We start from the raw sequence: 11,390 nt of genomic DNA on the forward strand, positions 1-11,390 counted from the left end.
TATCAATCCACCCCAAACACATCAAAGAGAGGTGATCGACTGTTAGGACAACTCGCGGAAGAGTAAGAGGTGCCGCACTCTATCCACCGGCACGCATGAAGATGGACTATTGGGGCACCGGAGATACGAGCCGGCTGTACTGCCCTCGGGGACCGGCCGTCCCAGCAGGGCGGGGCTCCCACCTGCCCCGAGACCGGCCGCCCGAAGATGCTTGAACAAACGAAGATCTTTCCTTGCTGACTTCCCCGGCGGTACCGGGCGTGCCGCCGCTACCTTGAGACGCGATGATCGGACGAATCCCAATCCAGGACATCCACCCCACGGTCGACTGCGGGCGCCGCCCCGCGAAGGCCGCCGCGGGTGAGACCTTCGAGATCTCCGCGACCGTGTTCCGCGAGGGACACGACGCGGTCGCGGCAGGGGTCGTGTTCACCGGCCCCGGCGGCGTGCGAGGCCCACTGCTGCCCATGGGCGAGCTCGCCCCCGGCACCGACCGGTGGGGCGTGGAGGTGACGCTGCCCACCGAGGGTGAGTGGCGTTTCCGGGTGGAGGCATGGGGTGATCCCATGGCCACCTGGCTGCACGACGCGGGCATCAAGATCCCTCGGGACCTGGACGCCGACCTGATGTGCGAGGAGGGCGCCCGGCTCTTCGACCGCGCGGCGAGAGCGGTGCGGGCCACCGACTGCGGGCCCGCGACCGGCACGGTGGCGACCGGCAGGCCGGTGAGCGGCAAGACCCCGGCGGCGAGGACGGCCAGGCGCGCCAAGGAGGCGCAGAAGCACGTCTGCGGGCACCGGGCCGCGCTCCAGGCGGTCGCGGCCAGGCTGCGCGACCCCGAGATCGACCCGCGCGCCCGGTTCACCGTGGCCCAGCTCCCGGAGACGGCCGCGCTGCTGCGCGCCCACCCGCTGCGCGACCTGGTGACGAGGTCGGCCCCGCGCACGGTCCTGGTGCACCGCCGCAGGGCGCTGTTCGGGTCGTGGTACGAGTTCTTCCCGCGCTCCGAGGGCGCGATCACCGAGCAGGGCGTCGCCCCCAAGTCCGGGACCTTCCAGACCGCCGCCAAGCGGCTGCCGGCCGTGGCGAAGATGGGCTTCGACGTCGTCTACCTGCCGCCGATCCACCCGATCGGGCACAGCTTCCGCAAGGGGCGCAACAACACCCTGACACCCGAGCCGTACGACCCCGGCTCGCCCTGGGCGATCGGCTCGGAGGAGGGCGGCCACGACGCCATCCACCCCGACCTGGGCACCTTCGAGGACTTCGACGCCTTCGTGGCCAAGACGCGCGAGCTGGGCATGGAGGTCGCCATCGACTTCGCCCTGCAGTGCGCGCCCGACCACCCGTGGGTCAAGGAGCACCCGGAGTGGTTCAACATCCGCGCCGACGGCTCGATCGCGTACGCGGAGAACCCGCCGAAGAAGTATCAGGACATCTACCCGCTGAACTTCGACCGGGATCCCAAGGGGATCTACGAGGAGATCAGGCGGGTCGTGCGGCTCTGGATGGACCACGGGGTGCGGATCTTCCGGGTGGACAACCCGCACACCAAGCCGGTGGCCTTCTGGGAGAGGCTGCTCGCCGACGTCCACACCACCGATCCTGACGTATTGTTCCTGGCGGAGGCGTTCACCCGCCCCGCCATGATGCGGACGCTGGCCAAGGTCGGCTTCCACCAGTCGTACACGTACTACACGTGGAAGAACTCGCGCCCGGACGTCGAGGCGTACCTGAGCGAGCTCTCCCACGAGACGTCGCACTACATGCGGCCCAACGTGTTCGTCAATACTCCGGACATTCTCCATGAATACCTTCAACACGGGGGAGTCCCGGCATTTCATATCAGAGCAGTACTCGCGGCGACGGCGATGCCGACGTGGGGCGTGTACGCCGGATATGAACTTGCGGAGAATGTACCGGTTAGACCGGGCAGTGAAGAATACCTTGATAGCGAGAAATATCAGTATAAACCTCGTGATTGGGTCGCGGCTGAGCGGGAAGGCCGTAGCCTGGCCCCGTTCATCACGCAACTCAATTTGTTCCGAAGAGCACACCCAGCGCTCCAGGAACTGCGTAATCTACGGTTTCACAGCGTCAACCACCCGGATGTGATCTGCTTCTCCAAGCGGTTGCCCGGCGCCTATGACACGGCCACACGACGGCACGGCCTGGGCGACGTAGTCCTCGTCGTCGTGAACCTGGATCCGCACAACACCCACGAGGCGACGGTGTCGCTGGACATGCCCGCCCTCGGTCTCGACTGGCAAGCCGAGTTCGTCGTGGACGACGAACTGTCGGGCGAGTCGTATCGCTGGCGGCAGGACAACTACGTGCGTCTCGATCCCCACATCCACCCAGCGCACGTCTTCACTCTGCGTGCCGCGGCGGCGAACCAGCGGTGAGCCGGCCGGGTACGCCCATACCGGCAGAACAGCGGGGAGTCCACTGGTGAGTCAGCTACCTGAGCCAATTCCGAACACCTTCGACGAGGAAAAGCCGCGCGATCCTTACTGGTTCAAGCGTGCCGTCTTCTACGAGGTTCTCATCCGGGGTTTCGCCGATTCGAACGGCGACGGCACCGGAGACATCCGCGGTCTCATCCAGAAACTGGACTATCTCCAGTGGCTCGGTGTCGACTGCCTCTGGCTGCTTCCGCTGTACGAGTCGCCGCTGCGCGACGGCGGGTACGACATCGCCGATTTCATGAAGATCCTTCCTGATTTTGGCGATCTCGGAGATTTCGTGAAATTGGTCGATGAAGCGCACAAGCGCGGCATGCGGGTCATCGCCGACCTGGTGATGAACCACACCAGCGACCAGCACCCGTGGTTCCAGGCCTCCCGCCACGACCCCGAGGGGCCGTTCGGCGACTTCTACGTCTGGAACGACCACGACGAGCTCTACAAGGACGCCCGGATCATCTTCGTCGACACCGAGACGTCCAACTGGTCCCACGACCCGGTCCGGGGCCAGTACTACTGGCACCGCTTCTTCTCGCACCAGCCGGACCTCAACTACGAGAACCCGGACGTGCAGGACGCGATGCTGGAGGTGCTGCGCTTCTGGCTGGACCTGGGCATCGACGGTTTCCGCATGGACGCCATCCCGTACCTCTTCGAGCAGGACGGCACCAACTGCGAGAACCTGCCCAGGACCCACGAGTACCTGAAGCGGGTCAGGGCGGAGATCGACCGGCTCTACCCCGACCGGGTGCTGCTCGCCGAGGCCAACCAGTGGCCCGCCGACGTGGTCGAGTACTTCGGCGACTCCGCCACCGGGGGTGACGAGTGCCACATGGCGTTCCACTTCCCGCTGATGCCGCGCATCTTCATGGCGGTCAGGCGGGAGTCGCGCTACCCCATCTCCGAGATCATGGCCCAGACGCCGAAGATCCCGGAGAACTGCCAGTGGGGCATCTTCCTGCGCAACCACGACGAGCTCACGCTCGAGATGGTGACGGACGACGAGCGCGACTACATGTACTCGGAGTACGCCAAGGACCCCCGGATGCGCGCCAACGTCGGCATCCGGCGGCGGCTCGCCCCGCTGCTGGAGAACGATCGCAACCAGATTGAGCTGTTCACGGCGTTGCTGCTCTCTCTCCCGGGATCTCCCGTGCTGTACTACGGCGATGAGATCGGGATGGGGGACAACATCTGGCTGGGCGACCGCGACGGTGTCCGTACCCCCATGCAGTGGAGCCCCGACCGCAACGCGGGATTCTCCGACTGCGACCCGGGGCGCCTGTATCTCCCGGTCATCATGGACCCGATCTACGGCTACCAGGCGCTCAACGTCGAGGCGCAGCAGCGCAGCGCGGGTTCGCTGCTCCACTGGACGAAGCGGATGATCGACATCCGCAAGCGGCACCCGGTCTTCGGCCTCGGTGAGTTCACCGAACTGAACTCGTCCAACCCGAGCGTCCTCGCCTTCGTGCGCGAGCTCGGCGACGACCGGATGCTGTGCGTCAACAACCTGTCCCGGTTCCCGCAGCCGGTGGAGCTCGACCTCCGCCGCTTCGAGGGAACGGTCCCGGTGGAGACGATGGGCGGAGTTCCTTTCCCACCGATTGGCGAGCTTCCGTATCTTTTGACTCTTCCTGGGCATGGGTTCTACTGGTTCACCCTGCCACCCGCATCCCAGGAGGCGTAAAGCCGTGTTGACGGAGCTCCTTACCGGTTGGATCACCCATCAACGATGGTTCGCCGGTAAGGGGCGCCCGATCGACGACCTCGTCGTCGACTCGGACGTGGAGCTGTCACCGCGCCTGCGCCACCTGATCATCTCGGTTCACCAGTCCGGCGCCCGCGACCGCTACCAGTTGCTGCTCGGCAGCGAGGCGCCGGAGTGGGCCCGCTTCAAACCGGCCCACATCGGCGGCGGCTACTACGACGCCGCCTACGACGCCGATCTCACAGCCGCCCTGCTCGAAGGCATGGCCGAGGGCCGCGACCTCGGCGCCCTCCGCTTCCGCCACCTCGACGGGGTGGAGATCGACACCTCCAAACGCAGCCTGGTCCTCGGCGCCGAGCAGTCCAACACCTCGCTGGTGTACGGCGACACCTACATCTGCAAGCTGTTCCGCCGCCTGACCGCCGGGGTGAACCCCGAACTGGAGATCGTCACCGCCCTGGCCCTCCGCGACGGCACGCACATCGCCCGGCCGTACGGCTGGATCGAGACCGACCTCGACGGCGAGACCACCACGCTGGCGATGACCCAGGAGTTCCTGTCGAACGCCAACGACGGCTGGGCCCTCGCCCTGGCCAGCGTCCGCGACCTGTACGGCTCCCTCGAACCGTCGGCCTCCGACGCGGGCGGCGACTTCAGCTCCGAGGCCTACCGCCTGGGCGTGACCACCGCCCAGGTCCACCAGGAGATGGCCGCCGCCTTCCCGACCGACGTGATCGAGTCGCAGGAGGTCAAGCGGATGGTCGAGGAGTTCCGCCGCCGCCTGGCCGTCGCGGTGGAGGAGGTGCCCGGCCTCGGCGAGCACGCCCACGCCGCCGAGGAGGCCTACCAGCGGGTCTCCGACGTGGCCGGGGAGATGCCCGTCCAGCGGGTCCACGGCGACTACCACCTCGGCCAGGTGATGCGCACCACCAAGGACTGGATCGTCCTCGACTTCGAGGGCGAGCCCGGCCAGCCCATCGCCGAGCGCCGCGCCCTGTCCTCCCCGCTGCGGGACGTGGCCGGGATGCTCCGTTCCTTCGACTACGCCGCCCGCCACCTGCTGGCCGACCACCCCGACGCCGACGCCCTGCGCCCCCGTGCGATCGAGTGGGCCGAGCTGAACCGCTCGTCCTTCCTGGCGGGCTACTCCGCCGGAGGCGGCCACCTCCGCGCCGAGGACGCCGTCCTGCTGCGCGCCCTGGAACTCGACAAGGCCGCCTACGAGGTGGTGTACGAGTCCCGCAACCGGCCGACCTGGCTGCACATCCCGATGTCGGCCTTCCAGCTGGGCCGCTAAGACCAGGCTGCTGGAAGAAGGGTCCGCCGGGTCACTTCGAGTGCGGCAGCAGCACCTTGTCGATGATGTAGACGGTGGCGTTCTTGGTGGGGATGCCACCGCAGACCACCTTGGCCCTGCCGGAGACGATGTAGTTCTGGCCCGAGCCCTTGACGGTGATCTGACCGCCCTGCATGGTCTTCAGCGGGGCGCCGACCAGCTGGGACGGGCTCTTCGCGCCCTGGACCACGTGGTAGGTCAGGAGCTTGGTCAGCTGCGCCTTGTCCCCCAGCAGCTTCTTGAGCGTGGCCGGCGGGAGCTGGTTGAAGGCGGCGTTGCTGGGAGCGAAGATCGTGACGTCCTTGGCCCTGTAGAGCTTGTTGGTCAGGCCGACTTCCTTGATGGCGGTGTTCAGGGTGGACAGATCAGGGGTGTTGGCCACCACGGTGGTGACCCGCTCCCTGGCCGCGCTGCGGAGGCTGCCCTTGCCGGAGGACGGCAGGGCCGAGCAGCCGGGGCCGATCGGCTTGCCGGTCAGGACGGCCGAGTGACCCGAGGCCGACGAGGGCGTCAGGGTCGGAACGGAGCCGGCCGCCGCGGCGGCGGGAAGCGCGCTCAACATCAGCACGCTCAGCCCTGAGACGAGAAACTGTTTCTTCATGGCGACCTCCTGGTTCGGATGGGTGAGCCGGCCGGGCATCTGTCCCAACAGCTCATGCCGCCTGTCCACAGACTTCTTTCCCCTTAATTCACCACCTATCGGACATATGGCCATCAAATGCCAAAAACTATATAAGAATGGCTCCTAGTACGACATAAATACAGGCAACCCTTGGTCTGCGCCGGGCGCCGCAAGGCAGGTCAGAGCACAGAGTAATTAAGTGCTGACATATAGTGACCAGATGGCCCCACCGCTACCCGGCCCGCTGGCCCACCTGGCACCGCTGCTGGACCACTACGGCTACCTGGCCGTCGGCGCCCTGGTCTTCATGGAGGACTTCGGCATCCCCGTCCCCGGGGAGACGATCCTCCTCACCTCCGCGATCTACGCCGGGGCCGGGCGACTGAACCTCGCTCTCATCATGCTGATCGCGGTGGTGGCCGCCATCGCCGGGGACAACCTCGGCTACGTGATAGGCCGCACCGGTGGCCGCGCCTTCGTCCGCCGCTGGGGCCACTACGTCCTGCTGCCCCCGGAGCGCTTCGAGAAAGCCGAGAGGTTCTTCGCCCGGCACGGCGGCAAGGTCGTCGTCGTCGCCCGCTTCGTCTCGGGACTGCGCCAGGCCAACGGCATCGTCGCGGGCACCATCGGCATGCCCTGGCCCCGTTTCCTGGCCTTCAACGCCCTCGGCGCGGTCCTGTGGGTGGGGATGTGGACGGTGCTGGGATACACCGCGGGCACCCACATCGCCGAGTTCTACGACGAGATCTCCCGCTACTACAGCTACCTGCTCATCGGCCTGGCCGTCCTGGCCGCCGGACTCCTCGCCCGGCACCTGCTCCGGCGACGCCGCGCCCGCTGACCGGCGTCCGGCACCGCTCAGCGGTCGCCCCCGGGAAAACCCCTTGGCTCGAAGCGCCCGCCGCAGCTACCGGCCAAGTCACAATCTACGAGCCCTCTCGCGTATTCCTCGGTCTGAAGAAGACCTGGAACGACGAGCGGCTCCCAGGTGTGCAGGGCATGCGCCTGCTGTTCGACGTCAAGCCGGCCCCGGAACCACTGGGGGCTTGCCGCGCGGGTGACGTGCGTCCACAGGTTGTGGATCTCTCCACCTGCCCCCAGGGCGTCGTCGCAGCGCTGAGCGAAGTTGCGGCCGGGCGTGCGCTCGCCCCGGTCGAGGCCTCACCATCTGCTCGCCGATTCCTCGGGCGCCGGCGAGCTACCAGCGGCCGCCCTTGGCGAGCTGGCCACGGACCGCGCCGTCGGGGAACTGCTTGGTGTGCAGGTTGGCGTACCAGTTCTTCGGGTTGCTCTTGATGCCCTTGAGCAGGCTGGAGTCCTTGACGGCGACGGAGCCGAAGCTCGTGTTGCCGCGGATCCTGCCGTTGGACAGCAGGTCGATGACGACTGGGCCGTTCGTGCCCGCCTTGCCCTTGTGGATGTGGAAGGCGCTGGGCTTGGCGGTCCTCTTCCACTGGACGAAGTAGTAGAAGCGGTTCCCCTGGATGCGGAACTTCGCGACCGCGATGCCGTCCCGGTCGTTGACCTTCTTGCCCGGTTCCGGCACCTCGTTCCTGCCCAGGAGCCCGGCGGCGAAGTAGTACTTCTTGGCCTGGATACCTTGGATGCCCTGGGTGCCCTGACCGGTCGCCTCACCGGTCATCGCGGCGACGGGTGAGGCCGATGCCTCGGCGGGTACCGCCAGCGTGCCGGCGGCCAGCGCCACCGTCGCCGCGCCCACCACCGCGCGGCCCATCGCGCGCCGCCAGGAGATACGCCCGCTACCGACCTGTTCGAAAGCATTCATGAGGATCTCCACCTTGATTCCGCCGTGTCACTCTTTTCGGACACCGCAGACCCTAGGGAGTCAGCCGCCGGTGTTATGCGTACAAATCCACACAAGTAATGAGCGTGGGCAAGGTCACACAGCCCCTCGACGTCCCGGTATCCGCGGACCAGGTGCGGCGGGGCGGCGGGGGCCGGTCCCGGCACCGGCGTACGCCCGCCGGCCCCCGGAAGCCCGGAGGGCGTTTCCGCAGGTTGGCCGTAACACTTACCTGTGAACCGCGTTCCTGTATGACGCTCTTACGCGGCCTGTGGAACGCTCGGCGCGAAGCGAATGCTGAAGATCGGATGGGTGTCAGGTGTCATCAGGTAGCGGGGGAACCACACGGCGGCGTCCCGGTCGGGTCATCGCCTCGGTGGCGGGGGTCGTCGCGATGGCGCTGGTGGCGGCGGGTTGTTCCTCCGGCGACACCTCGGACCAGGCGGTTCCCGTCGTACGGCAGTCCGCCGCCGCCTCACCGGCGGCGCCCGGCACCGCGATCCAGAAAGCGCCGCCGGTCGACCCCGCGTGGCCTCGCTGGGGGTTCACCCACACGGGGGTCAGCGCCAACAACGTCACCCCGGAATTCGAGCAGGTCGTGGCCGGGACGCTGGCCAAGACCCCGATGCTGCAGAACCAGCACATCATGGGGTTCGGAGCGCTCAACCCCCAGCCCCGCCCGCAGGAGTTCTACTGGGAGGACCTCGACAGCCGGACGAACCTCATGAGGCGGTCCGGCGGCACACAGGTCATGACGCTCTGCTGCGCCCCCGACTGGATGAAGGGCGGCCCCGAGGGCCCGACCTCGGACGTCGGCTGGGACGAGCACCTGGAGGACGCCCCCTACCCCAAACACTTCGACGACTTCGCCAAGCTGTCGGCGGCCGTCGCCACCAAGTACCGCGACGTCAAGTACTTCATGGTCTGGAACGAGTTCAAGGGCTTCTGGAAGGACCACTCCAAGCCCGCGGACTTCAAGGGCTACACCACGCTCTACAACAAGGTCTACGACGCGGTGAAGGCGGCCAGGCCCGACGCCATGGTCGGCGGTCCCTATCTGGGCTTCGACAGCAACAGGACGGGCAAGTCCGAGCTGCGGGGGCCGTGGGGGGTCGTCAACCAGAACGCCCTGGACGCCTTCGAGTACTGGTTCAAGAACAAGAAGGGCGCCGACTTCGTCGTGGTCGACGGCGCCTCGCTGACCGACGCCCACGAAATGTTGCCCGACGCGTTCGGAGCGCTGGGCAAGTTCAGCGCGGTCACCACCTGGCTGCGTGAGAGGACCGGTGACATGCCGGTCTGGTGGTCGGAGTGGTACTTCGTCCCCGAGGACAAAACCACGTGGCCCGAGCCGATGCGGCTAGCCGTCCAGGCCGCCTCGATGATCGAGTTCGCCAGGAGCGGCGCCGCCACGGCGCTGTACTGGAATCCGCAGGCCAAGGAGGGCTGCCAGGGGTGCATGTGGGACCCGCGGACCGGCGCCACGCTCCCCACCGGCAAGCTGGTGAGCGACTTCACCACGTGGTTCCCGGCCGGAGCCGAGCTGGAAGAGGTCACCTCCTCCGATCCCGGGGTCCGGGTGCTCGCGCAGCCCCGGCGACTGGTGATGGTCAACACCGCCAAGGCGGAGGTCACCACGACCGTGGACGGCAGGGAGTTCACCCTTGGGCCCTACGAGATCAGGTGGAGCGACCGCTGACCTTCCGGCCCGGCTGACCCTCGGTCCGACGGACAGGAGCGTCCGGGCCTCCCTCCTCGTACGCCACCGGGAATCCCGAGGATGGAAACTTTCACCGAACGACGCGGGAGTGGCTCCGCCGCTTCCAGCACCGAAGGTGTTTCCCACCTGTGAGAAAACCCCATGGAGAGGAAGGAGCGCACCGGACGCGTGTCCGTGTCCCCGTTCCGGTGATTGAAAATTTCGGCAAACAACTTTAACTTTCGGCGACAAGCATGAGGCGTCGAACGCCGGGGCCGCGACGGTCAGGGAGCCCCGGCGGTCGGCCGTAGCCGAGAGGAGATCGACGATGTCCGACAGCGATGTTCCCCGCCGGGCCCAACCGGGATCGGGGAACGGTCGGATGAGAACGGCCCTGCGAATGGTGTGCGCGGCCCTTCCCCTCCTGCTCGGCCTGGCGCTGACGACCTCACCCGCGTCCTCCGCCTCCCTGGTGGAGGTCACCGGTTTCGGGACGAACCCCAGCAACCTGCGGATGCACATCTACGTCCCCGACCGGGTGGCGCCCCGGCCCGCCATCCTGCTGGCGGTGCACTACTGCACCGGTTCCGGCCCTGCCTTCCACTCCGGCACGCAGTTCGCCTCGCTCGCCGACCAGTACGGGTTCATCGTGATCTACCCGTCGGCCACCCGCAGCGGGAGCTGTTTCGACGTCTCCTCCCCCGAGGCGCTCAGGCGCGGCGGCGGGAGCGACCCGGTCGGGCTCATGTCCATGGTGACCTACGCCCAGCAACGCCACAACGGTGACCCCTCGCGGGTCTACGTGACGGGTGCCTCCTCCGGCGCGATGATGACCGAGGTCCTGCTGGGCCTGTACCCGGACGTGTTCAAGGCCGGAGCGGCCTTCATGGGCGTACCCTTCGGCTGCTTCGCCAGTTCCTCGGGATGGAACAGCGAGTGCGCCAACGGCACGATCGTCAGGACCCCCCAGGAGTGGGGCAACCTGGTCCGGGCCGCCTACCCCGGATACACCGGCGCCCGGCCCCGCGTCCAGCTGTGGCACGGCACCGAGGACTCCACCCTGCGCTATCCGAACCTGGGCGAGGCGGTCAAGCAGTGGACCAACGTCCACGGCCTGAGCCAGACCCCGACCTCCACCGACACACCCCGGGCGGGCTGGAACCGCAGCCGCTACGCCGACTCCACGGGTACCGTCAAGGTCGAGTCCTACAGCCTGCCGGGCGTCGGGCACAACCTGCCGCAGAGCGGGATGGCCGAGTCCGCGATCCAGTTCTTCGGCCTGAACACCCCCGGCCCCACCCCCACCCCTACTCCCACACCCACTCCGACCCCCACGCCCACCCCGACGCCCGGCCCCTCCTCCTGCCGGGTGACCTACAGCGCCAACAGCTGGACCACCGGCTTCACCGCCAACCTGTCCGTCACCAACACCGGCACCTCGGCGATCAACGGCTGGGAGCTGAAGTTCACCTTCCCCGGGAACCAGCAGGTCACCCAGGGCTGGAGCGCCACCTGGTCACAGTCAGGCCAGGTCGTGACCGGCCGCAACGCCGCCTACAACGGCACCCTGAACCCCGGGCAGTCCGCCGGAATCGGTTTCAACGGCTCCTACAGCGGCACCAACACCGCCCCCGGCTCGTTCACCCTCAACGGCTCGACCTGCAGCTGACCCCCGGCACACCCCGGGAAACACCCCGGCACCCGGTGGAACCGGTCTTCCCGCCTCTCCTGGCGAGGCCGGCCGTCCACCGGG

9 protein-coding genes are annotated in these 11,390 nt (G+C 67.5%); 6 read left to right on the top strand and 3 right to left on the bottom strand.

The window, feature by feature from the left end; translation table 11 throughout:
• The first annotated feature begins 284 nt into the window (after positions 1 to 284).
• The 3 genes from OG587_RS46065 to OG587_RS46075 are packed head-to-tail and all read left to right on the top strand — an operon-like array spanning position 285 to position 5,473.
• Complete coding sequence (locus OG587_RS46065) at positions 285 to 2,405, top strand: alpha-1,4-glucan--maltose-1-phosphate maltosyltransferase (protein WP_329085374.1); 2,121 nt, start codon at positions 285 to 287, stop codon at positions 2,403 to 2,405.
• 46 nt (positions 2,406 to 2,451) lie between these two features.
• Positions 2,452 to 4,155, top strand: coding sequence for a maltose alpha-D-glucosyltransferase (treS, locus tag OG587_RS46070; protein WP_329085375.1), 1,704 nt, complete (start codon positions 2,452 to 2,454; stop codon positions 4,153 to 4,155).
• A 4-nt stretch (positions 4,156 to 4,159) separates the two neighbouring features.
• The gene (locus OG587_RS46075) at positions 4,160 to 5,473 is read left to right on the top strand and encodes a maltokinase N-terminal cap-like domain-containing protein (protein WP_329085377.1); all 1,314 of its coding nucleotides are present in this window, start codon (positions 4,160 to 4,162) and stop codon (positions 5,471 to 5,473) included.
• A gap of 31 nt (positions 5,474 to 5,504) precedes the next feature.
• Here OG587_RS46075 and OG587_RS46080 read toward each other — a convergent pair whose 3' ends face one another.
• On the bottom strand, positions 5,505 to 6,113 hold the full coding sequence (locus OG587_RS46080; protein WP_329085379.1) for a fasciclin domain-containing protein: 609 nt from the start codon (positions 6,111 to 6,113) through the stop codon (positions 5,505 to 5,507).
• 241 nt (positions 6,114 to 6,354) lie between these two features.
• Here OG587_RS46080 and OG587_RS46085 point away from each other — a divergent pair, with 241 nt between their 5' ends.
• Positions 6,355 to 6,975: a DedA family protein gene (locus OG587_RS46085; protein ID WP_329085381.1), complete on the top strand. Its 621-nt coding sequence runs from the start codon at positions 6,355 to 6,357 to the stop codon at positions 6,973 to 6,975.
• A gap of 17 nt (positions 6,976 to 6,992) precedes the next feature.
• On the opposite strand, the gene OG587_RS47445 is transcribed toward OG587_RS46085, so the two are convergent.
• Together OG587_RS47445 and OG587_RS46090 are read right to left on the bottom strand one after the other, a co-directional pair.
• A complete protein-coding gene (locus tag OG587_RS47445) occupies positions 6,993 to 7,235 on the bottom strand; it encodes a Scr1 family TA system antitoxin-like transcriptional regulator (protein ID WP_443075652.1) in 243 nt (80 codons plus the stop codon).
• Between the two features lie 97 nt (positions 7,236 to 7,332).
• Positions 7,333 to 7,920, bottom strand: a complete 588-nt coding sequence (locus OG587_RS46090; protein ID WP_329085383.1) for a CHRD domain-containing protein — start codon at positions 7,918 to 7,920, stop codon at positions 7,333 to 7,335.
• A gap of 394 nt (positions 7,921 to 8,314) precedes the next feature.
• On the opposite strand from OG587_RS46090, the gene OG587_RS46095 reads away from it, so the two are divergent.
• Positions 8,315 to 9,637 carry a xylan 1,4-beta-xylosidase gene (locus OG587_RS46095; RefSeq protein WP_329085385.1) on the top strand — a complete coding sequence of 441 codons (1,323 nt, stop codon included), beginning with the start codon at positions 8,315 to 8,317 and terminating at the stop codon, positions 9,635 to 9,637.
• A 382-nt stretch (positions 9,638 to 10,019) separates the two neighbouring features.
• The gene (locus OG587_RS46100; protein ID WP_329085387.1) at positions 10,020 to 11,306 is read left to right on the top strand and encodes an extracellular catalytic domain type 1 short-chain-length polyhydroxyalkanoate depolymerase; all 1,287 of its coding nucleotides are present in this window, start codon (positions 10,020 to 10,022) and stop codon (positions 11,304 to 11,306) included.
• The last annotated feature ends 84 nt before the right edge of the window (positions 11,307 to 11,390 follow it).

Origin of the sequence: Streptosporangium sp. NBC_01469, assembly GCF_036227305.1 — a bacterium.
In the GTDB taxonomy this organism is placed as follows: Bacteria; Actinomycetota; Actinomycetes; order Streptosporangiales; family Streptosporangiaceae; genus Streptosporangium.